At 70.1% G+C, this 21,666-nt stretch carries 19 protein-coding genes; 9 read left to right on the top strand and 10 right to left on the bottom strand.

Going from position 1 to position 21,666, the window contains the following annotated elements:
- Positions 1-6: 6 nt before the first annotated feature.
- The 3 genes from ACFU7D_RS13130 to ACFU7D_RS13120 form a co-directional block, all read right to left on the bottom strand.
- Complete coding sequence (locus ACFU7D_RS13130) at positions 7-669, bottom strand: response regulator (RefSeq protein ID WP_378867647.1); 663 nt, start codon at positions 667-669, stop codon at positions 7-9.
- A 118-nt stretch (positions 670-787) separates the two neighbouring features.
- The gene (locus ACFU7D_RS13125) at positions 788-1,432 is read right to left on the bottom strand and encodes an FMN reductase (RefSeq protein ID WP_378867645.1); all 645 of its coding nucleotides are present in this window, start codon (positions 1,430-1,432) and stop codon (positions 788-790) included.
- Positions 1,429-2,604: an LLM class flavin-dependent oxidoreductase gene (locus ACFU7D_RS13120; protein ID WP_378867671.1), complete on the bottom strand. Its 1,176-nt coding sequence runs from the start codon at positions 2,602-2,604 to the stop codon at positions 1,429-1,431. Before ACFU7D_RS13120 ends, ACFU7D_RS13125 begins: the two co-directional genes overlap by 4 nt.
- A 163-nt stretch (positions 2,605-2,767) precedes the next feature.
- Here ACFU7D_RS13120 and ACFU7D_RS13115 point away from each other — a divergent pair, with 163 nt between their 5' ends.
- From ACFU7D_RS13115 to ACFU7D_RS13105, 3 genes are read left to right on the top strand one after another with little or no spacing between them, the layout of a single operon-like run.
- Positions 2,768-3,565, top strand: a complete 798-nt coding sequence (locus ACFU7D_RS13115; RefSeq protein ID WP_378867643.1) for an ABC transporter permease — start codon at positions 2,768-2,770, stop codon at positions 3,563-3,565.
- Positions 3,558-4,364 carry an ABC transporter permease gene (locus ACFU7D_RS13110; RefSeq protein WP_378867641.1) on the top strand — a complete coding sequence of 269 codons (807 nt, stop codon included), beginning with the start codon at positions 3,558-3,560 and terminating at the stop codon, positions 4,362-4,364. Before ACFU7D_RS13115 ends, ACFU7D_RS13110 begins: the two co-directional genes overlap by 8 nt.
- 1 nt (position 4,365) lies before the next feature.
- Positions 4,366-5,313, top strand: a complete 948-nt coding sequence (locus ACFU7D_RS13105; protein ID WP_378867639.1) for an ATP-binding cassette domain-containing protein — start codon at positions 4,366-4,368, stop codon at positions 5,311-5,313.
- A gap of 10 nt (positions 5,314-5,323) precedes the next feature.
- Here the strand turns inward: ACFU7D_RS13105 and ACFU7D_RS13100 are convergent, their stop codons facing one another.
- The 4 genes from ACFU7D_RS13100 to ACFU7D_RS13085 all read right to left on the bottom strand — a co-directional run bounded on the left by ACFU7D_RS13100 (position 5,324) and on the right by ACFU7D_RS13085 (position 10,110).
- Positions 5,324-5,863: a DUF1697 domain-containing protein gene (locus ACFU7D_RS13100; RefSeq protein WP_378867637.1), complete on the bottom strand. Its 540-nt coding sequence runs from the start codon at positions 5,861-5,863 to the stop codon at positions 5,324-5,326.
- Between the two features lie 68 nt (positions 5,864-5,931).
- Positions 5,932-7,305: a condensation domain-containing protein gene (locus tag ACFU7D_RS13095; protein WP_378867636.1), complete on the bottom strand. Its 1,374-nt coding sequence runs from the start codon at positions 7,303-7,305 to the stop codon at positions 5,932-5,934.
- Entirely contained in the window at positions 7,286-8,728 is a 1,443-nt protein-coding gene (locus ACFU7D_RS13090) for a condensation domain-containing protein (protein WP_378867634.1), read from the bottom strand. The genes ACFU7D_RS13095 and ACFU7D_RS13090 overlap by 20 nt, the downstream gene beginning before the upstream one ends.
- Entirely contained in the window at positions 8,725-10,110 is a 1,386-nt protein-coding gene (locus ACFU7D_RS13085; RefSeq protein WP_378867632.1) for a condensation domain-containing protein, read from the bottom strand. Before ACFU7D_RS13085 ends, ACFU7D_RS13090 begins: the two co-directional genes overlap by 4 nt.
- A gap of 290 nt (positions 10,111-10,400) precedes the next feature.
- Here ACFU7D_RS13085 and ACFU7D_RS13080 point away from each other — a divergent pair, with 290 nt between their 5' ends.
- From ACFU7D_RS13080 to ACFU7D_RS13070, 3 genes are read left to right on the top strand one after another with little or no spacing between them, the layout of a single operon-like run.
- Positions 10,401-11,753 (top strand): hypothetical protein, encoded by a 1,353-nt coding sequence (locus tag ACFU7D_RS13080; protein ID WP_378867630.1) that lies wholly within the window; start codon positions 10,401-10,403, stop codon positions 11,751-11,753.
- Entirely contained in the window at positions 11,753-13,144 is a 1,392-nt protein-coding gene (locus ACFU7D_RS13075) for a hypothetical protein (RefSeq protein ID WP_378867628.1), read from the top strand. The genes ACFU7D_RS13080 and ACFU7D_RS13075 overlap by 1 nt, the downstream gene beginning before the upstream one ends.
- A 27-nt stretch (positions 13,145-13,171) precedes the next feature.
- Positions 13,172-14,113 (top strand): alpha/beta hydrolase, encoded by a 942-nt coding sequence (locus tag ACFU7D_RS13070; protein WP_378729287.1) that lies wholly within the window; start codon positions 13,172-13,174, stop codon positions 14,111-14,113.
- Positions 14,114-14,120: 7 nt separating this feature from the next.
- Here the strand turns inward: ACFU7D_RS13070 and ACFU7D_RS13065 are convergent, their stop codons facing one another.
- The 3 genes from ACFU7D_RS13065 to ACFU7D_RS13055 are packed head-to-tail and all read right to left on the bottom strand — an operon-like array spanning position 14,121 to position 17,848.
- Positions 14,121-15,650, bottom strand: a complete 1,530-nt coding sequence (locus tag ACFU7D_RS13065; RefSeq protein ID WP_378867626.1) for an amino acid permease — start codon at positions 15,648-15,650, stop codon at positions 14,121-14,123.
- Positions 15,651-15,689: 39 nt separating this feature from the next.
- Complete coding sequence (gene eutC / locus ACFU7D_RS13060) at positions 15,690-16,451, bottom strand: ethanolamine ammonia-lyase subunit EutC (RefSeq protein WP_378867624.1); 762 nt, start codon at positions 16,449-16,451, stop codon at positions 15,690-15,692.
- Positions 16,448-17,848: an ethanolamine ammonia-lyase subunit EutB gene (locus ACFU7D_RS13055; protein WP_378867623.1), complete on the bottom strand. Its 1,401-nt coding sequence runs from the start codon at positions 17,846-17,848 to the stop codon at positions 16,448-16,450. The genes eutC and ACFU7D_RS13055 overlap by 4 nt, the downstream gene beginning before the upstream one ends.
- Before the next feature lie 115 nt (positions 17,849-17,963).
- Between ACFU7D_RS13055 and ACFU7D_RS13050 the strand changes: the two genes are divergently transcribed.
- The 3 genes from ACFU7D_RS13050 to ACFU7D_RS13040 all read left to right on the top strand — a co-directional run bounded on the left by ACFU7D_RS13050 (position 17,964) and on the right by ACFU7D_RS13040 (position 21,655).
- Complete coding sequence (locus ACFU7D_RS13050; RefSeq protein WP_378867621.1) at positions 17,964-18,521, top strand: type 1 glutamine amidotransferase domain-containing protein; 558 nt, start codon at positions 17,964-17,966, stop codon at positions 18,519-18,521.
- Entirely contained in the window at positions 18,518-19,621 is a 1,104-nt protein-coding gene (locus tag ACFU7D_RS13045; protein WP_378867619.1) for an NAD(P)/FAD-dependent oxidoreductase, read from the top strand. The genes ACFU7D_RS13050 and ACFU7D_RS13045 overlap by 4 nt, the downstream gene beginning before the upstream one ends.
- Positions 19,622-19,861: 240 nt before the next feature.
- Positions 19,862-21,655: a BCCT family transporter gene (locus ACFU7D_RS13040; RefSeq protein WP_378867617.1), complete on the top strand. Its 1,794-nt coding sequence runs from the start codon at positions 19,862-19,864 to the stop codon at positions 21,653-21,655.
- Positions 21,656-21,666: the final 11 nt, after the last annotated feature.

The following is a 21,666-nucleotide window of genomic DNA, read 5'->3' as shown; positions in this document are numbered from 1 at the left end:
CCGTCGTCAGCCGGTCGCGAGGTGGGTCAGCAGCGTCGGCGTACGGCGATGCTCGACGTCGCCGGGCAGGCCGAAGGCGAGGAACATCTCGCTCAGACACAGCTCGAACTGCCGCCTGCCGCTGAAGAACCTGCTGATGATCGCGCGCTCGGGGAATCCGGCCTGGATCATGCCCAGCACCTCGCTCTGCCTCGTCGTCAGCCTCGCCATCGCCTCGGGATCGGCATCGGGCGACGCTTCGACCATCCGCGAGATGACCTCGGGGTCGACCACGACCTCACCCGACGCCACCCGGCCGACGACGTCGAGGAAGTGCGGGACGGTGCGGACGCGGGACTTGCGCAGGTAGCCGAGACCGCCGGTGCCGACGCTGGCGAAGACCGCAGCGGCGTACGCCGTGTCGACCGAGTCCGCGAGCACCACGATGCCCATCTCCGGCACCTTCTCGTGCAGTCGGATCGCGGCTCTGACCCCCTCGTCGGCCGGACCCAGCCGGGCGTCGGTGACCACCAACGTGGGCAGCGTGTCGGTCGCGGCCTGGACGAGCGCCTCGCCGTCACCGGCGTCGGCGACCACCTGGTAGCCACCGCGCGCGAGCAGGGCCGTGAGTCCAGCACGAAGGAGAGGCGACGCGTCGGCAACGACGACGCTCGGCTCATAGCTGGGCACAACGGCTCCGCTCGGTGCTGGGGGTAGCGGTCGAGACGCATTCTGTCGCACTTCCTCGCAAACCCCCGGTATCTCGGCTCCGTGTTCGCATCGGCAGCCGAACGAAGCCCCCGGGCGGTCAGTACTCCGGCGGACCTTCGGAGGCTCGCTTGAGCAGTGTCTCGAAGGACGTCGGGTTGGCGAACTCGTCCTCCACCAGCGTCCGGTGCGGCGCCGGGGAGGGCAGGTCGCCGCCCACTGCCAGCAGGGCGGCCAGCTCGGTGGCGGCACGGTCGACCCGCTTGGGCAGCTCCGGGCCACCGGCGAAGTCCTCGGTGGCGGCGAAGACCCCGGTCGGGACGACCACGGCGTGCAGGTAGGCGAAGAGCGGCCGCAGCGCGTGCTCGAGCACCAGCGAGTGCCGGGCGGTGCCGGCAGTGGCGGCGATCAGCACCGGCTTCGCGTCGAGGACGCCCTGCTCGAGTACGTCGAAGAACGTCTTGAACAGGCCCGAGTAGGAGGCCGAGAAGACGGGCGTCACCGCGATGACGGCGTCGGCACGGCGTACCTGGTCGATCGCCGACTGCAGCGCCGGCTTGGCGAAGCCGGTGAGCAGGTTGTCGGTCAGCTCGTGGGCCAGACCGCGCAGCTCGACGTGCTCGACGTCGACCTCCGCGCCCCGGGCCCGCACGGCCCGGGCCGTGGCGTCGCCGAGCATGTCGGCGAGCAGCTTGGTCGAGGACGGGACCGACAGCCCCGCGGAGACCACGACGATCCGGGTCACAGCTCCCCCTCGAGGACCTTGGCGACCTCCGGGTCGTGGATGTCGCGGTCGGACGAGCCGGTGGCGGAGTCGCCCTCGGCGTAGACGGTCGAGTCCTTCGCTCCCCCGGCAGCAGCCACCAGGGAGGCGTGGGTCGGGGCGTCCGGAACGCCGGGCTTGCGCAGCTTCTCGAACTCCGCGCGCAGGGTCGGGAGGATCTCGCCGTAGAGGTCGAGCTGCTCCAGCACCGTCTTCAGCGGCAGCCCGGCGTGGTCGAGCAGGAAGAGCTGGCGCTGGTAGTCACCGACGTACTCGTGGAACGAGAGCGTCCGCTCGATGACCTGCTGCGGCGAACCGACGGTCAGCGGGGTGGCCTCGGTGAAGTCCTCCAGCGAGGGGCCGTGGCCGTAGACCGGGGCGTTGTCGAAGTAGGGCCGGAACTCGTCGACCGCGTCCTGGGAGTTGGGCCGCATGAAGAACTGCCCACCCAGCCCGACGATGGCCTGGTCGGCGGTGCCGTGGCCGTAGTGCTCGAAGCGCTGCCGGTAGAGCTGCACCATCTGCTTGGTGTGCGAGGCCGGCCAGAAGATGTGGTTGTGGAAGAAGCCGTCGCCGTAGTACGCAGCCTGCTCGGCGATCTCGGGCGAGCGGATCGAACCGTGCCAGACGAACGGCGCGACGCCGTCCAGCGGCCGCGGCGTCGAGGTGTAGCCCTGCAGCGGCGTACGGAACCGGCCGGACCAGTCGACGACGTCCTCGCTCCACAGCCGGCGCAGCAGGGCGTAGTTCTCGACTGCCAGGTTGATGCCCTGACGGATGTCCTTGCCGAACCAGGGGTAGACCGGGCCGGTGTTGCCGCGGCCCATCATCAGGTCGACGCGACCGTCGGTGAGGTGCTGGATCTTGGCGTAGTCCTCCGCGATCAGCACCGGGTCGGTGGTGGTGATCAGCGTGGTCGCCGTGCTCAGGATGATGTTCTCGGTCTTGGCACCGATGTAGGCCAGCGTCGCAGTCGGGTTGGAGGCGATGAACGGCGGGTTGTGGTGCTCACCGGTCGCGAAGACGTCCAGGCCCACCTCCTCGGCGTGCTTGGCGATCTCGACGGTCGCCTTGATGCGCTCGTGCTCCGTCGGGGTCCTGCCGGTCGTCGGGTCCATCGTGACGTCACCGACGGTGAAGATGCCGAACTGCATACCCATGGTTCCCTGCCCCTTTCGTGGACTCTTCCACGATAGTTGAAATCCGAACTACTCGGCAAACAGTTGCTGGATCAACCTTATTCCAGGAAAACCCCTTGGCGTTCGCAGGCCCTGTTGTGCCAACGTACGTCAGGTGTCCGGGGCGCTGCATGCACAGATGAGTCTGTACGCCGCGATCGCGACCAGGTCCTTCCGCCGCTACTCGACCTACACCGTGGCGACGCTCGCCGGGATCTTCACCAACTCGGTCTTCGGCATCATCCTCAGCTTCGCCTACCTGGCGCTGTGGGAGCAGAATCCGTCGGCCGGAGGCTACCAGGCCGACCAGGCGGTGACCTTCGTCTGGATCGGGCAGGCGCTGCTGATGACCATCGCGCTGTGGAACGGCGGATCGACCGACGACCTGGCCGAGCGGATCCGCAACGGCGACATCGCCGTCGACCTCTACCGTCCCGTCAGCGTGCTCGGCTGGTATCTCGCCGCCGACCTCGGCCGAGCGCTCTACCACTTCGCGACCCGGGGCGTGGCCCCGACGATCGTCGGCGCGCTGCTCTTCGGGCTGGTCATGCCCTCCCCTGCCGGTGCGGTCGGGTTCCTGGTCAGCGTCACGCTCGCGGTGGTGGTCAGCTTCGCCGTCCGGTTCCTCTTCGCCGCCAGCGCGTTCTGGCTCCTGGACGCGACCGGCCCACGGGTCCTGCTGAGCGTGCTGGCCACCTTCTTCAGCGGGCTGACACTGCCGCTCAACCTCTTCCCCGACGGCCTGCGCCAGGTCGCACTGGCGCTGCCGTTCGCCTCCTACATCCAGACCCCGGCCGACATCTGGCTGGGCCGCCACACCGGGCTCGACATGCTCGCCGCGATCGGGCTGCAGATTCTGTGGGCGGTCGTCCTGCTGGCGACGTGCGCGCTGGTGCTGCGCGCGGCGACCCGCAAGGTGGTGGTCCAGGGTGGTTGAGGTCGCTCATGCGGTGCGCTCCTACTGGCTGATCGCGCTGCTGTGGATCCGGGCGGCGATGGCCTATCCGGTCTCGTTCTGGACGATGACCGTCGGCGGGGTGCTGATCACCTTCCTCGACTTCGTGGCGATCTGGCTGATGTTCAGCCACATCGACTCCTACGGCGGCTTCACCCTGCGCGAGATCGCGCTGCTCTACGGGGTCACCTCGATCGCGTTCCGCGTCGCCGACATGCTGGTCGGGAGCGTGGAGAGGATCGGTCAGAAGGTACGCACCGGGGAGCTGGACGCGATGATGACCAAGCCGGTCCCGGTGCTGGTGCAGCTGTGCGCCGACCGGTTCGAACTGCGCCGGCTCGGCCAGATCGCCCAGGCCGTCGCGGTGTTCGCGTGGGCCGCGCCGACCGTCGAGTGGACCCCGCAGCGGCTGGCGGTGCTCGTGATGGCGCTGGTCTCGGGCGTGGTCATCTACTTCTGCGTGTTCGTGACGTTCTCGACGATCCAGTTCTGGACCCTGGACGCCTCCGAGTTCGCCAACGCCTTCACCTACGGCGGGAACACGATCATGCAGTACCCGATGACGATCTTCCCGCGCGAGGTCGTCCGGTCGCTGACCTACCTGCTGCCGCTGGCGTTCGTGAACTGGTACCCCTGCCTGTTCCTGCTCGGCCTCCACGACCCGTTCGGCGCCCCGGACTGGTTCCGCTTCGCCTCTCCCCTGGCCGCGCTGGCGCTGGTCGGCGTGACCACGCTGGTGTGGCGCCAGGGGCTTCGCCACTACCGATCGACTGGGAGCTGATGTGTCGCTGATCGAGGTGCGGGACCTGTCCCGCGAGTTCACGATCCGCAAGAGAACGGGTCGTCTGAGACGTACGTCGGTGGTGAAACAGGCCGTTCACGACCTCTCGTTCGAGATCGATGCCGGTGAGATGGTCGGCTACATCGGCCCGAACGGCGCCGGGAAGTCGACGACCATCAAGATGCTCACCGGCATCCTGGTGCCCTCCGGCGGGTCGGCGCGGGTGGCCGGGCTGGAGCCCTCCCGCCAGCGCCGGGAGCTCGCCCGGCGGATCGGGGTGGTCTTCGGGCAGCGTACGTCGCTGTGGTGGGACCTGCCGCTGCGCGACTCCTTCGAGCTGCTGCGACGGATCTACCGGATCGGTGACCAGACCTTCCACCGCAACCTGGACGACCACGTCGCCCTGCTCGACCTCGGTGACCTGATGGACACCCCGGTGCGGCAGCTCTCCTTGGGGCAGCGGATGCGGGGCGACATCGCCGCCGCCCTGCTTCACGACCCCGAGATCCTCTACCTCGATGAGCCCACGATCGGCCTCGACGTGATCTCCAAGGGACGCCTGCGGGAGTTCCTACGCGCCCTCAACCGCGAGCGCGGCACCACGCTGATGCTCACCACGCACGACCTGCAGGACATCGAGGCGCTCTGCGACCGGGTCATCGTCATCGACCACGGCACAGCCGTCTTCGACGGCCCGCTGCCCTCCCTGCGAGCCAACGGCGACGCCTCTCGCACCCTCGTCGTCGACCTCGTCGACGAGGCCTCTCCGATCGACATCGACGGCGCCACGGTCGTCAAGGTCGAAGGCCCTCGCCAGTGGCTCGCCTTCCCCGCCGGCGCCTCCGCCGCACCGCTGGTGGCGCAGGTCGCCGCGGCGTACGACGTCGCCGACCTCTCCATCCACGAGCCCGACATCGAGGACGTCATCCGGCAGCTCTACTCGCGCTGAAGCTGAGCGGCTACTCGTCGAGCATCTGGAGCAGACGCGTGGTGGTGCGCCAGGTCCGCACGGTCATCTGCTGGAACACAGGCATGCTCATGAACTTGGTGATCCGGGTCTTCGTCGCCCGGTCTTCGACCCGGGAGAAGTAGAGAGCGCCGGGGCCCGGGGCGATCGAGTCGACGCCCTCCCGCAGCTCGGGTACCTGGCCCATCGCAGCCTCGACGGTCAGCGGCCGCTTCAGGAAGAACACGTCGCTGCGCAGATCGGGCGAGCCGTGGTCCGCTGGGGCGGATGCGATGGTGTCGGCGAGCTCGTCGCGGGATCGCACCACCGTCGGGATCGCCACCTCGAACGCGGCCGCGAGCAGGTCGTCGAGCGCGGTCTCCAACGCGGCTGCGTCCGAGAGCGCGGCGTCGAACAAGACGTTTCCGCTCTGCAGGTGCGTGCGTACGTTCGCGTAGCCGGCGTCGAGGAAGCAGGCGGCCAGCGCCTGCATCGCGACCGGATTCCGTCCACCGACGTTGATGCCTCGCAGGAGGGCGACGTAGGACGGCATCAGGGGTCTACGCGTTCGGCGGCCATCTGCCTCACGATAGTTGCCGCCAATCGCCGGCACTAGCTGATTCAGGAGTCGATGCGGAGGATGGTGAGGGCGTCGGGCTGGCGGGAGAGGTCTTCGAGGGTGTGGCGCAGGCGGTCAAGAAGTGCGGCGACGGAGGCTGCGGCGACCGTGGTGTCGGGGTAGCGGACACGGACGGCGAGGCCGGTATGGGTCCGGGCGAACCAGATCTGGACGTCGTCTGCCTGGGTGGAGGCCGAGATGTGCTGGGCGTCGAGGTCGAGGTGGGCCGAGCCGCCGGGGACGTGGCGGTAGTCGACCCAGGAGACGACGAAGACGTCGCTGCGGGTCTGCACCAGCGGCTCGGTGAGCGAGCCGAGGACCTGGTCGAGCGGCACCGACCCGAGGCGTACGCCCTGACGGACCGCGTCGCCGGCCTCGGCCAGACCCAGGTCGGTGAGCGAGGCGGGGACGGTGAGCGGGACGGTGGTGGTGTACCAGCCGATCGAGCGGGTCAGCGCCTCCGCGGAGCGGGTGGAGACCGGCGCCATCGTGTCCAGCCGGTCTCCGCCGCCGAGGTCCGAGATCGCGGTGGCGAGGGCGGCCAGCACGGCGGCGTACGTCGATGCGCCGCTGTTGCGGGCGCGGGTGCCGATGCGCTCCATCAGGGCGGCGTCGGCCAGCGGAGCGACGGCGGTGGCCTGGGTGGCCCGCTCCCCCGGCTCGAGGCCGAGCGGGAGCGGGAAGGCCGGCAGCCGGTGGTCGCGACCGCTCAGGAACTCGCTCCAGCCACGGAGCAGCGGGTCGTCGGCGGCTACCCAGGCGGGACCGTCGTCCCCCTCGGCGACGGCGTCGAGGAACGACGTCACCGGCGGCAGCGACGGCTCCTCGCCGCTCTCGGTGAAGGCGGCGTAGAGGTGGGCGAGCTCGTCGACCGCGACGGCGACCGAGTGCGCGTCGCAGTGCAGGTGGTCCATGCCGAGGACGATCGTGGATCGGTCGGGGCGGGAGATCGCGGCCGGTAGGAAGGCCGGGTAGGCGAAGGGGCCGCACCGTTCGTCGAGGGCGGCGTGCAGTGCGGCGCGGGTCTCCTCGACGGTGCTGGTGTGACCGACGGTGGCGACCGACCAGGTCAGCGTGCCGGGGTGGTGGCGGAGAGCCCGCGGTCCCTCGGACCCGGCGACGACCTCGAGCTGCAGGCTGCCGTGGCGGGCGAGGAAGGCGCGCCAGGTGCGCGAGAGCGCGACCGGCTCGATGGGCCCCTCGACGTCGAAGGCGGCCGCCAGCCAGACGGTCGGTGCCCCGGCCGTCGCGCCGGCGAGGTGGTTGCGCTGGTTGAGCGAGAGCTCAGCGGGCGCACCACGACCGGGCGCGGCGAGGTCCCAGCGGAGCAGCGTGCCCGGCCGCGGCGCCCACAGGTCAGCGGTCGTGACCAGCATGTCCGGTCCCGATGATCGCTTCGGCATCGACCGGACGCACCGACAGGCCGAGACCGGCGATAACGTCGTGGACGGCCGCGAAGAAGGTCGCCACGGCCCGTCCGCCCTGCTCGGTGTCGGGGCTCTGCGTGGCCAGCTCGAAGCGGTCCTCGAAGCGGTTGACCCACAGGCTCGCGTTGGCGGTGCGGCCCTCGCCGGTGAAGTGCAGCCCGGTGTCGAAGGGAGTGGTCCCGGCGCCGGGGAACTTGCGTACGTCCAGGTAGGAGACCATCTGCGGGCTCGCCAGCTCGGTCGGTGCGAGCACCCCGCCGGCGACCATCGCGCCGAGCGGCACGTGGACCGGGGTCCTGGCCAGCTCACGAGCAACGCCGAAGGCCTTCTCCGCGCCGAGCACGGTCTCGGCGAAGGTCTCCCCCACCGGCATCGAGACGGGAGCGAAGTTGCAGAACCAGCCGTGCGACATCGCGGTCTGCGGCGACCGGGTGCCCAGCACGGTGATGCCCAGATAGTCGGAGGCGCCGGTCAGTCGCTGCTCGGCGTGGGCCAGCAGCGCGAAGACGCCGCTGGTGAACCGCCCGCCGGCGGCACGGCACACCGACTCGAGCGCCTCCACCGCCTCGCCCTCGAGAGCGGTCCACCGCCGGATCCGGACCGGCGCGGTCTCGCCCGCGGCCAGCCCGAGGTCGACCGGGAACCGCGGCAGCCGCCCGTCGTGGCGGGAGACGATGTCGGCCCACTCGCGGACTGCCGGTGTCTCCGCGTCGCACTCGGCGGCCAGCTGCTGTTCGGCGGCTGCGTACGTCACGAAGCTGTCGGCCACCGGCAGCTGCGGCGACGGGGCTCCCAGGGCCGCGGCATAGGCGGCGCCGAGCTCGGCCGGGACCATCAGCTGCGAGGCGCCGTCGGTGAAGGCGTGGTCGCAACCCCAGAAGTAGCTGAAGCCGTCCTCGCGCACGATCGCGCCGAGCAGGAACGGGGTCCAGGAGTCGGGACGGCACTGCTCGTCCCACAGGCTGACGAGGAGGTCCTGCCAGCCGCCGGACCAGTCGGCCGGCGCCTCGACCTCGACGGCCTCGAAGGCGACCGCCTCGGCCGGTACGAGGTGCCGGGCCGGCGCATCGCCGGTGAGGTCGAACCAGGTCCGCAGCCCCTCGTGGCGCCTCACGAACGAGGTCAGCGCCTCGACGTAGGCCGGGGCCGAGAAGGCGGCGGAGAACTCCCCCGCGGTGCCGGTCCAGGCCCGGTGCACCCCGCCGGCGGCGACCTTGGCCCGATAGGCGTTGAGGTGGTCGGCCTGCAGGAACGAGGGTGCCCCGGGCGAGACCGGCGCTGCGTCGGCCGCCGTCTGACACTGCGCCGTCGGTCGCAGCACCACCACCCGGCCCGGCGCCGGAGAAAGCTCGGCGAGCGCCCCGATCCTCATGCGGTCCCCTCCAGGTCGCCGGCCAAGGGACGCGCGATCTCCTCGAAGAGCGAGCTCATCCCGCCGATCAGGTCGCGCACGACCCGCTCGGCGGCGACGGTCTCCGGGTAGCGCGTCGAGACGTTGAGACCGTCCCGATCACGCACGAGCCAGAGATAGACCTCGTCGTCGGCGCGGACGGGGGCACGCAGCGTACGGGCGTCCCAGGAGCTCCAGCGCTCGGCGCCGGGGATGAAGCGGGTGTCGACGAAGGTGACCACGAAATGGGGTGCATCGTCGACGCCCAGGAGGTCCGCGACCCGCGCGAAAGGCTGCGGGACCAGCGGCTTCGTCTCAGCGAGCGCGGCCTGGACCCGGGCCGCGACCTCGGGCAGCGTCGACGCCCCGGAGATGTCGAGGGTGACCGGGACGAGGCCGACGTACCAACCGACAGCCGCGGCGTGCTCGGCGGTGTAGCGGGTGTGCATGGGCGCCACGAAACGCATCCGCTCCACGCCGTACCGGGCCCGCAGGACGTACGCCATCGCGCCCATCATCCCGGCCTGGAAGGAGACGCCGGCGCTCTTGCACAGCTCGCCCAGGACCCGGGCCTGGCGGGGGTCGCCGAGCCACTGCGACAGGCTGGCCTGCGGCAGGGGCTCAGCCGAGGCCGGTACGTCGGTGATGCCCGTGACCGGGAAGTCGGCGAACCGCAGCCGACCGTCAGGACGAGTCAGCCAGTCGCGCCAGACCTGCACGGACTCGCTCTCCAGCGACATCGCGTCGCCGGTGATCCGCTCCGCGGCGGCGTGGTCGATGTGGCTGCCGGTGGTGGCAGCGGCCAGCTCCGCGAACGGCTCGCCGGCCAGCGCCCGCTCGTAGAGCGAGGCGATCTCCTCGAACCAGAGCAGCTGGGAGTAGGCGTCCATGACACCGTGGTCGGCGCCGAAGACCAGGGTGAATCCGTCGGCGTCGGCCACCGTCGCGAAGACGACGTAGGGCCAGGCCGAGGGGTCGATGTGGTCGGCGAGGAAGTCCGAGACACAGCCCCGGGCGTCCTCGCCGTCGAACCGGCCGAGAACGGTCGTGGTCACCGACACGTCCGCGGGGGCGACCGCACGACGCTGCCGGCCGGTCGGCGTCTCCTCGACGGTCCCGCGCAACGCCTCGTGGCGACCGATCCAGGCCCGGAGGGCGAGGCCGAGCGCCGTCTCGTCGAGCCGCCCGTGCACCCGCATGATCGAGCCGATCCAGGAGCCCGCCTCGGCGGTGTCGAGGTGCAGCTCGTGATTGTGGGACAGTCGGCGGTCGTCGTCGACCCAAGCGCTCGGCTCCGCGGTCGGAATCCACGCGGTCACCTCGCCCGGGGGTACGTCGTACGCGGACAGCTCGGTGTACTCCATCGGAGGTGGAGTTCCTCTCTGAGGTGGGGGCTCATGTGCAGCACAACGCCATCTCAGGGACCCGAACGAACCTCAAGAACGCCGTAGCCCGAGAAGGCGTACTGCCTGGGACGACAGCGATGTCGTCCCACGTCGCGGCCTATTGTGCACACAGGTCCGCCCTCGGTTTCGAGCACCCCTGGACGTGGTAATTCCCACACCAACCAAATTGCCCCTGGGGGTTTACATGCGGTATCGACTCCGCTTGACTCCTCCCTCTTGGCCGCCCGCCCTATCTCGAGGACTCCCCCATGCCCGCTGCCACCCGTGCGCCGATCGACAACTCCGGTCGCCTGCAGTTCGCCGACGATCTCTTCGCCCGCCGTCATCGCGGTCTCGGAAGTCCGATCGCCAACCAGTGGATCTGGCGGATGAACAGTCCCTACGACGCCGAGCGGCTGCGCTACATCGCTGCCGGCCTGGCCGAGGGCGGGCTGTCGCGACTGCTGCACCGGGCGAAGTTCCCGGGCGCTCGCGACCTGTGGACCAACTCCGACCGCGACCCGTCGATCGAGCTCTACGACGAGGTCCTCCCCGTCGCCGAGATCACCGGCTGGCTCCAGGAGCGTCACAGCGACCACCTCGACCCGCACGAGGGCCTGACCTACCGGCTGACCGCGATCAACCTCGACGACGGCACCTCGGTCGTCTCGATGCTGCTCGCCCACGCCGTCGGCGACGGTGGCTCCGTCCTCGACGCCGTGTCGAGGGCCTCTCGCGGCGAGCCGCTGCGGCTCCCGCCCGCGCCCGCCAAGGGCTGGACCCGCGTCCGTGCCGAGGCCGCCGACAGTCGAGCGCAATGGCGCGCCGTCCGCGACTGGACCAAGGCCCGTCGTCAGGCGAAGAAGGACGGCACCGCCGCCCTGGCCACCAAGGCACCGCGGGTCTACCCGGAGGCCACCCCGAACCCGGCGCCCGAGACCTGGCGGATGCCGCGGATGATCGCCGAGTTCGACACCGAGGCGATGACGAAGATCGCTGCCGAGCACGGCGGCTCGACCAACGCCTGGTTCATCAACGTGGTCGCCGACCTGCTCGTCCGCATCGACCACGTGCCGGTCGACCGGGGCGACGTCCCGGTCTCGCTGCCGATGAGCGACTTCCAGCCCGGGGACGTACGCTCCAACTCGACGCGCGTGGCCATGGTCGAAGTGCCGCGCGACGTGCTGGAAGCGCGCGATCTCGCTGCGATCAAGAAGCTCTCCAAGGCCGCCTACATCCGCCTCGGCCAGGCCGGTCCGGGGCTGGTCCCGGTGCCGCTGGCGATGATGCAGATGCTCCCCGACGCGGTGCTCGACAAGCTTCCGCAACCGCCGGCGGCCGCGTGCATGGCCTCCAACCTGCCGCAGCTCCCCGACGACTACCGCTACGCGATGGGCGAGGACGTACGCCTCGTGGCCGGGCTCGCCGGCTACCAGAACGCCACCGCCCAGGATGCCTACGACGTCGGCGGCGGGATCATCTCCTGGCTCATCCAGTCGGGGCCGCGGACGACGCTCAACCTGGTCGCAGCCGAGCCGGACCGCGTGCCTGACCTGGACTTCCTCGAGAACCTGGTGGTCGAGGAGCTCGGCTCGTGGGGTCTGAGCGTCGAGGTGTGGTGATGCTGCCGCCCGCGAGCCTCGGTGCCCGCCCGGCGCCGTTCACTCCCGAGCCGACCAACCGGCTGACGTACGACGACGAGGTCTTCCTCCGGACCGCGACCGTGATCGGGGTCCCGGTGGTCGCCCAGAGTGCCTGGAGGTTCCCGGAGGAGATCCCGGTGGAGGCCGTCCAGGAGGTTGTCGACGAGCTCGCCAAGGGCCCGCTCAACCGGCTGGTGGTGCGCCCCCGCGCCCTCGGCGCGCGCTCGCGCTGGGTGCCGGCGACGACGGCCGAACCGGTCCGTCTGCACCCCGACCGGATCAAGCCCGACCAGGTCATGGCCTGGCTCGACACCACCGCCGACGAGGTGCCGTTCGACCCGGTCGCGGGACCGCTGTGGGCGTTCTTCATGGCGCACACCACCGACGGCGGCACGGTCGTGACCTACAACGCCTCCCACATCGTCTGCGACGGCGGGATGAAGCTCGGTGCGCTGATCGCGGCCGTACGCCGCCAGCCCCTGCCCCGCCTCCCCATGACTGAAGCGGAGGCCGAGGGCACCCGGAAGGACGATCGGCGCGACGCGCGCACGATGGCCCGCGCCGCCGCTCGCGGCCTTCGGGCGGCCCGGACGGCCGGGAAGCCCCCCGTGCTGGAGGCCCAGTCCTCCGAGAAGCGGCCGCTGCCCGCCCCGCAGCCCGACGACGACGTCGTCCAGGAGGTCGCCTTCGCCGGCGCCGACTGCCCCGCCGAGGAGTGGAACGCGGCCGTGGAGCGGGCCGGTGGCACCTCCAACGCGCTGCAGGTCGCGATCTCGGTGGAGGTGCTCCTCGAGGCCGGGATCGTACGCCCCGGCGAGCCGGTCAAGATGTCGCTGCCCGTCTCGATGCGCGGCGAGGGCGACCTGCGCTCCAACGCCACCTCGGGCGTCTCGATAGCGGTCGAGACCGAGCTGCGCGACGGCGTCGGCCGGGTCACCGATCTCGCCCACATCCGGGAGCGCTCGAAGAAGGAGTTCTCGGCTCTCTTCAAGGGCACCCGCCCCGACCCGATCGCGCACATCGCACCGCTGGCGCAGATGATCCCGGACAAGCTCGCCAAGCCGCTGCTCAAGGGGGTCGTCACGCCGCTTGGTCTCGCCTCCAACCTGGGCCGGCCCGACCCCGACTTCGTGGCGCCGTTCGGCGTGGCTGCCGACTCGATCCTCTTCCGCGCGCTGGCGCTCGGCGCGACCCGGGGCGAGCTGCGCCGGATGCGTGGGGGCGTCACGTCGTGGTGGAGCGAGGTCGGAGCGACCTGCACCTTCGGCATCCGGGCGCTCGACCCCGACGCGATCCCCGACTCCGAGCGGCTGAAGGAGATCGTGACCACCGTCTACGGACGTTGGGGCCTGGTTCCTGCCTTCTGGTAACGCACAGCCTGGTGAGAGGATGCGTTCATGACGATCGACGTACTCGGTGACCCCTACACCGTGGAGACCATCGAGCTCGCGGACGACTTCGAGGGCACCGTCGTGGCCACGCTCGTCAAGCGGCCGGCCGACGGCGACGCCAAGGGTGCTGTCCTCTACGTCCACGGGTTCTCCGACTACTTCTTCCAGAAGGAGTACGCCGAGTGGTGGACCGCGCGCGGCTACGACTTCTACGGCCTCGACCTGCGCAAGTACGGTCGCTCGCTGCGTGAGCACCAGTCGGGGACGTACGTCGGTGATCTGGCTGAGTACTTCGACGAGATCGACGCGGCCTGGGAGCGGATCACCGAGCGCGACGGCCACTCCAAGGTCATGCTCAGCGCCCACTCCACCGGCGGACTGACGGTCTCGCTGTGGGCCGACGACCGGCAGCCCGACGCCCTGGCCGGGATGGTGCTCAACTCGCCGTGGCTCGACCTGCAGGGCTCGTTCCTGCTGCGCGAGGTCGCCACCCCGGTCGTGCGCCGGGTCGGCCACCGGGCCCCGATGCGCGAGCTCGGCCGCGACGTCAGCGGCTTCTACACCATGTCGCTCCACGTCGAGCACGACGGCGAGTGGGAGTTCGACCTCGGCCTCAAGCCGGTCGGCTCCTACCCGATCCGGCTCGGCTGGCTCAAGGCGATCCGCGACGGCCACTCCCGGCTCCACCGGGGCCTGAACGTGAAGGCACCCGTGCTGGTCCTCTCCTCGGACCGCTCCAGCAAGCCGAAGGCGATGGGCGAGCTCGTCCACTCGACCGACATCGTCCTCGACGTGCGCCAGATCCGCCGCTGGTCGACCGCGATCGGCAGCCACGTCACCTACATCGCGGTCCCCGGGGCGAAGCACGACGTCATCCTGTCCCGCCCCGAGGTCCGCAAGCAGGCCTACGCCGAGATCGAGCGCTGGCTGGCTGCGTACGGCGTCTGAGCCCGGCTCAGTCGAGGGTTGTCTTCGGACCCTTGAACCACGTCCGCGCCGAGAGCCTCCACCACAGGGCGAGCACGATCAGCGAGCCGATGGTGAGGACCGGCGCGTAGTTGACCGACTTCCAGGAGAAGTCGTCGCTGGTGATCCAGCCGGACGGCACGAACGGCAGGATGAAGTAGACCGAGATGACCGCGATCTCGGCGACGGCGACCAGGTTGAGCCACTTGTAGTGCCGGCCCAGGGTCCACTGCCCGGTCTCGAAGGAGTCCCCGGCCTTCCAGCGCAGGAAGATCGGGATCGCGAAGGCGAGGTAGAGGCCGATCACCGCGACCGAGGTGATCGCGTAGAAGGCCAGCGGGATGCCCCCCACGCCCCACAGCGCGGGGAGGGTGATGACCGCTCCGACGACCGCGACCAGGAGCACCGCGTTGACCGGGACCTTCCTGGTCTCGTTGACCTTCGCCCACAGCGACGAGCCCGGGACCGCGCCGTCGCGAGCGAAGGCGTACGTCATCCGGGAGGCGCTGGTCAGGCAGGCGGTGGTGCAGAAGAGCTGCCCGGCGGTGGAGATCAGCAGCACCACGAAGTGCCAGGAGGTGGGCAGCGCCTGGCCGAAGATCACGTCGACCGCGCCGCCGCCCGCGCTCACGCCCTCGGGGTCCTGCACGGCGAAGACGAACGCGAGCAGCAGGACGTACCCGCCGACCGCGGAGTAGAAGATCGAGCGCCAGATCCCCTTGGCGGCGCCGTCGGCGGCACCCTGGGTCTCCTCGGAGAGGTGTGCGGAGGCGTCGAAGCCGGTGATCGTGTACTGCGTCAGCAGGAACCCGAGCGGGAGCACCAGGAACCAGTACTTCGCGTCGGCGTAGCCGGAGTTGTTGATCCGCTCGGTGAAGACATAACTGATGCTCTGGTGGTGGTCGGGGACGATGACCAGCACCAGGACCACGACCGCTGCACCGGCGACGTGCCACCACACCGAGATGTTGTTGATGACGGCCAGCAGGTGGCTGGAGAAGATGTTGGCGAGCGCGGCCAGCACCAGGATGACCAGGAAGATCAGGTAGACACGGCCCAGGGAGTAGCCCTCCGCCCAGCCCTGGCTCAGGGTCGAGAGGGTCAGGTCGAGGAAGGTGGCGGCACCGTACGCCACGCTCGCGGTCACCGCGAGCAGCCCGATCAGGTTGAGCCACCCGGTGAAGAAGCCCGCGGCGGGTCCGCCGAGCTTGGCCGCCCACCAGTAGATGCCGCCCGAGGTCGGGTACGCCGAGACCAGCTCGGACATCGTGAAGCCGATGATCAGGATGAGGCCCGCGATGATCGGCCAGCCCCACGAGATGGCCACCGGACCGCCGTTGTTCCAGGCCTGTCCGAACGTGGTGAAGCAGCCGGCGAGGATCGAGATGATCGAGAACGAGATGGCGAAGTTCGAGAACCCCGACCAGGTGCGGGCCAGCTCCTGCTTGTAGCCGAGCCTGGCCAGATGTGCTTCGTCGTCGAGCTGGACCGGCTCGATGGTTTCGTGTGCCTCGGGCATGGCACGCCTCCGGATCTCGTGGGGGTGGAGATCGTGAGGCTAGGAATCGTCCGTGGCGGCTGCGGTCGCGCCAGGTAACGGCCCTGTGAAAGATCCGTCCTTGAGCGCCACGCCGGTCGCGCCGAGCTCGCGGGCGCCTGCCAGAAGGGTCACGATGGTGCGCGCCGCGGTTGCATGGTCCAGACCGTGGGGCGGCCGGATGTTGGAGATGCAGTTGCGGGCCGAGTCGAGCACGCCCGGCCGCGGGTCCCAGGTGAGGTAGGCCCCCAGCGAGTCGCTGGAGGAGAGCCCGGGCCGCTCGCCGATCAGCACCAGGACCAGGCGTGCGCCGAGCGCCTTCCCGATGTGGTCGCCCAGCGCCACCCGGGCCTGGGTGGCGACCACCGGTGCGGCGACGGTCGTGGCGCTGTCGAGCAGCGGGAGCAGGTGCTCCAGGAGCGGCACCGCGTGCTTCGCGACCGCCTCGGCGGAGAGTCCGTCGGCGATCACGATCGCGAGGTCGGGAGTCTCCTCCGGGAGGTCCAGCCCGCCCGCCTCCGGAATCCGGCCGAGGTCGGGCCGGGTGAGGTATGTGGCGCGGTCAGGTGCCGCGGAGGCGACCACGCGTGGCGTACCGAGGTCGAGGTCGGTCAGGCGCTCGACGAGGGCATCGACGTCGAGCGGGAGATGGACCGCGTCCCGTGCGGCCGCGTGCGCGGCGCCGAAGGCGAGGACCTCGGAGGTCGGGACGGCGTTGCCGGCCCGGCCGAGGCCGATCCGCGCCGGCGTGGCCCGGCGCAACGGCTCCCAGAAGTCACTCACCGGGCCAGCTCCTTCAGCAATGTGGTGGCCGGGTCGATGTCACGTACGGAACCGTCGGCGTCGAGCAGGCCGGCCGCGGCCAGCCATTCCTCGAGCTCCGGGGCGGGGCGCTTGCCGAGGACCTGGCGGGCGTAGAGGGCGTCGTGGAAGGAGGTCGACTGGTAGCCGAGCATGACGTCGTCGGCGCCCGGGACGGCCATCACGTAGGTGCAGCCGGCGACGCCGAGCAGGGTGAGCAGGTTGTCCATGTCGTCGGAGTCGGCCTCGGCGTGGTTGGTGTAGCAGACGTCGACGCCCATCGGGACGCCCAGCAGCTTGCCGCAGAAGTGGTCCTCGAGCCCCGCCCGGATGATCTGCTTGCCGTCGTAGAGGTACTCGGGACCGATGAAGCCGACCACCGTGTTGACCAGGAACGGCTTGAACGCCCGCGCCACCCCGTATGCCCGGGCCTCCAGGGTCTGCTGGTCGACCGGCCTGCCGCCGCTACCGAGGTGGGCGCCGGTGGAGAGCGCCGAGCCCTGACCGGTCTCGAAGTACATCACGTCGTTCCCGACGGTGCCCCGATCCAGCGACCGGGCGGCCTCGTCGGCCTCCGCCAGCATCGCCAAGGTCACCCCGAAGCCCTCGTTGGCGCCCTGGGTGCCGCCGATCGACTGGAACGGCAGGTCGACCGGCAGCCCCGCCTCGATCAGGTCGATCGTCGTGGTGACGTGGGTCAGGACGCAGCTCTGCGTGGGGATCTCGTAGCGCAGGCGCACCTCGTCGACGAGCCGGAGCAGGTCGGCGACCGTACGCGGGTTGTCGGACGCCGGGTTGATGCCGATCAGCGCATCGCCAGAACCCAGGAGCAGGCCGTCGAGGATCGAGGCCGCGATCGCTCCCGGATCGTCGGTGGGGTGGTTGGGCTGCAGCCGGGTGGACAACCTCCCCCGCAGGCCCATCGTGGTGCGGAACCGGGTCACCACCTCGGTGGCCGCGGCCACCGCGATCAGGTCCTGGTTGCGCATGATCTTGGAGACCGCCGCCACCATCTCCGGGGTCAGCCCGGGCGCGATGGCGGTCAGGGCCGCGGTGTCGCGACGGGCGGCGGCGTCGAGCAGCCACTCCCGGAAGGCACCCACGGTGAGGTCGCTGACCTGGGCGAAGGCGTCCTTGTCGTGCGTCTCCAGGATCAGCCGGGTGACCTCGTCGGACTCGGCCGGGACCACCTGCTCCTCGAGGAAGATGCTGAGCGGGAGATCGGCCAGCACCATCCGCGCCGCGACCCGCTCGGTGTCGGACCGCGCGGCGCAGCCGGCCAGGACGTCGCCGGAGCGCAGGGGCGTCGCCCGCGCCATCACCTCGACCAGGCCGTCGAACTCGAAGCCGTGCCCGTGGAGACTCTGCCGGTAGCGCATGAGATCAACGGTAGAGCCGCAATATTTCCGCGATGTGGCGGTGGAGCATGAACACGGTGGGCCCGGGTACCAGGGTCGGCGGAGGAGATCAGACCGTATCGATCTGGAGGTTCTCATGACCCAGGCACTGCACGGCAAGAAGGTCGCCATCCTCGCCGCGGACGGCGTGGAACGCGTCGAGCTCGAGCAACCCCGCGAGGCCCTGAACGCTGCCGGCGCCCAGACCACGCTGCTGTCGGTCCACGATGAGGAGATCCGGGCGCGTGAGAACGATCTGAACCCGGCGGGGACCTTCCCCGTCGACGGTCTGGTGGCGGACGCCACCGTGGCCGCCTACGACGCGTTGCTGCTCCCCGGCGGCACGGTGAACCCTGACCAGCTGCGGGTGGACGCCGACGCCGTCGCCTTCGTACGTGACTTCGTGGACAGCGGAAAGCCGGTCGCTGCCGTCTGTCACGGGCCCTGGACGTTGATCGAGGCCGGCGTGGTCAGGGGTCGGACCCTGACGTCCTACCCGAGCATCCGTACCGACCTGCGCAATGCCGGCGCGGAAGTCGTCGATCGGGAAGTGGTGGTCGACGGCAACGTGATCACCAGCCGTTCACCCGATGACCTGCCCGCGTTCTGTGACGCGCTCGTGGCCGAGCTCGGCGCAGCACGCGCGGCCCGATGACGGGTTCGCCTGAAGTTGCGGTGATCGGCGGCGGCATCGTCGGCCTCTCGACTGCCTACGCGTTACGTGAGCAGGGCGTCGGAGTGCGGCTGTACGAGACCGGTCTGCCCGGTCACGGCCAGTCCGCGGGCGAGTCGCGGATCTTCCGGCATGCGCACGACGACCCGCGGCTCGTCGCGTTCGCGCGCGAGAGCCGTGGCGTGTGGGCCGAGTGGGCCGAACGGTTCGACGTCGAGCTGGTCTCCTCAGACGGGGTGGTGGCGATCGGTGAGAACGCGCTCGCGCGGCTTCGTGTGCTCGACCGTGTCGGTGGCGTGGCCGCGCGTGCGATCGACTCCGACGAGCTCTCCGAGCGGATGCCGCTGCTCGCCGGGTACTCCGGCCCGGCGGTGCTCGACGAGGCGGGTGGCGCGATCCGTACGCGCGCTGCCATCAAGGCGCTCACGGATCAGCTCGGGGACGCCGTGGTGACCGGCGAGGTCATCGCGATCGAGCCCCGCGACAACGGAACGGTCGAGGTGCGCAGTGTCACCGAGCGTGCCGTCTACTCGAAGGTGGTCGTGTGCGCCGGGCGCGAGACCGCCCGCCTGGCGCGGAGCGTCGGCCTCTCCCTCCCTGTCCGCCTCGCCGCCCACGTACGGCTGACTTTCGCCGTGAAGGGCGCCGCCCCGGAACGGGTGGCCTGCCTGCAGGACGGCAGCGGCGACTTCGGCGAGGTCGGCGTCTACGCGACGCCGCTGCCGGGCAACGGCCGCTATGCGCTGGGGCTCAGTGAGAGTGTCGGCGTCCGCGACGACGGGACGTTCATCGACCCGGCGGCGGTTCGATCCCTGGACGAACGCGCGCGTGAGTACGTGGCACGAGCGCTGCCCGGCCTCGACCCCGAGCCGCGAGAGTTCGTCCACTGCTGGGTGACCGACCTCCCGTGGAGCGAGGACGGCGTGGCCGCCTGGGAGGCAGATCAGGTCCTCTTCGTCGCCGGTCACAACCTCTTCAAGCAGGCACCGGCGCTGGGTCGCGCCCTAGCCCGGGCCACTACCGGCGACGGTCTCGCCGCCGGCCTCAGGCCCGAGTCACACCTCGGCCAACCCCAGCAGTAGCTCGCGGGTGGTTCTCCCGGCACCGCAATGGTCACGGTCGAGCCACAATATGTCCGCCGAACTTAGGTCGAAGGGGCGGCGTAGCACGGCCACGAAGGCGGAACAACACGCGCACCGACCGGACACGGTCCGGCCAGAAGTCACCCTCGGCAGGTCGGCCGAGGTCCCCCGGTGAACGTAAAGCAAAGACGGTGCGCGTTAGGGTGCTGTGGTCCCGAACCCAACCGGAAGGACAACAGTGTGACTTCTGAGAAGAAGACAGACAGTCCGAAACATTCCGAAAATCACATCCCCTCTGGCCTCATCAAGTCCCCTACCGGTGAAGTCGTCCCCCACCCCGCGCTGGACCTGCCGATCTCGAGCGAACAGGACCAACGCAAGGGAATCGACTGGGTAGTCTTCGGCGTCGCGGCGGCCATCGCCATCGCGTTCATGGCCTGGGGCTTCATCAACACCGACGGCATGGGCAAGGTCGCCGGCGACGCCCTCACCTGGGTGCTGGACAAGGCCGGCTGGGTCTTCGTCCTGACCGCCAGCGGCTTCGTCATCTATATCGTCTGGCTCGCCGTCAGCAAGTACGGCAACATCCCCTTGGGCCGTGACGACGAGAAACCGGAGTTCAACACGGCCTCCTGGATCGCGATGATGTTCAGCGCCGGAATGGGCATCGGTCTGATGTTCTACGGCGTCAGCGAGCCCATCTCGCACTACGTCACCCCGCCGCCGGGCACCGGCGAGGCGGGCAACCCCGAAGCCATCCAGCACGCGATGGCGACCACGATGTTCCACTGGACGCTGCACCCGTGGGCGATCTACGCGGTCGTGGGTCTGGCGATCGGCTATGGCGCCTACCGCAAGGGTCGCGTCAGCCTGATCTCCTCGGCCTTCACGCCGCTGCTCGGCAAGAAGACCGTCGAGGGTCCAGCCGGCAAGGCGATCGACATCTTCGCGATCTTCGCGACCCTGTTCGGCTCCGCCACCTCGCTCGGCACGGGCGCGATCCAGATCGAGAGCGGCCTGCAGATCGTGGCCGGGCTCGGCGAGGTCGGAAACAACGTCCTCATCGGGATCATCGCGGTCCTGACGGTCTGCTTCGTGATCTCGGCGGTCTCGGGTGTGGCCAAGGGCATCCAGTGGCTCTCCAACATCAACATGGTGCTGGCCCTGCTCCTGGCGCTGTTCCTCTTCGTGGTCGGCCCGACGGTCTTCATCCTCGACCTGATCCCGACCTCGCTCGGCACCTACATCGGCGACCTCGCTCAGATGTCGGCCCGCACCGGTGTCGGCGGCGAGGAGACCTCCGCCTGGCTCGGCTCCTGGACCGTCTTCTACTGGGCCTGGTGGATCTCCTGGACGCCGTTCGTCGGCATGTTCATCGCGCGGATCTCGCGTGGTCGCACCATCCGGCAGTTCGTCGCCGGCGTGCTCCTGGTCCCCAGCGCCGTCAGCGTGATCTGGTTCTGCATCATGGGCGGCACCGCCATCGACCTGCAGCGTGACGGCACCGTCGACATCGCCGGTCTCGGCGGCGTCGAGTCGCAGCTGTTCACCACGCTCGACCAGTTCCCGCTGGCCACGGTGATGAGCATCCTGGTCATGGTCCTGGTGGCGATCTTCTTCGTCTCCGGCGCCGACGCGGCCTCGATCGTGATGGGCACCCTCTCCGAGCGCGGCTCCGAGGAGCCGAGCCGGCCGACGGTGGTCTTCTGGGGTGTCGCGACCGGTCTCGTGGCCATCCTGGGCCTGATCGCCGGTGGTGCGGATGCGTTGTCGGGTCTGCAGACGATCACGATCGTGGCCGCACTGCCGTTCGCGGTGATCATGGTCGGGCTGGCGGTCTCGCTACAGCGCGACCTGGCCCATGATCCGCTGATCGTGCGTGGACAGTACGCCGCGGAGGCGGTCGAGCAGGCCGTCATCACCGGCGTCACCGAGCACGGCGACGACTTCGCGCTCGCGGTCGTCGAGGACGACCACAGCAGCAGCAACGGCGCCGACCCGGCTGCCGAAGCGGTTCCGGCCGACAAGGCCTGATTCTCGAGGTC

It is taken from the genome of Nocardioides sp. NPDC057577 (assembly GCF_042801335.1).
Taxonomy (GTDB): Bacteria; Actinomycetota; Actinomycetes; order Propionibacteriales; family Nocardioidaceae; genus Nocardioides.
This window is presented reverse-complemented; position numbering and strand designations above follow the sequence as displayed.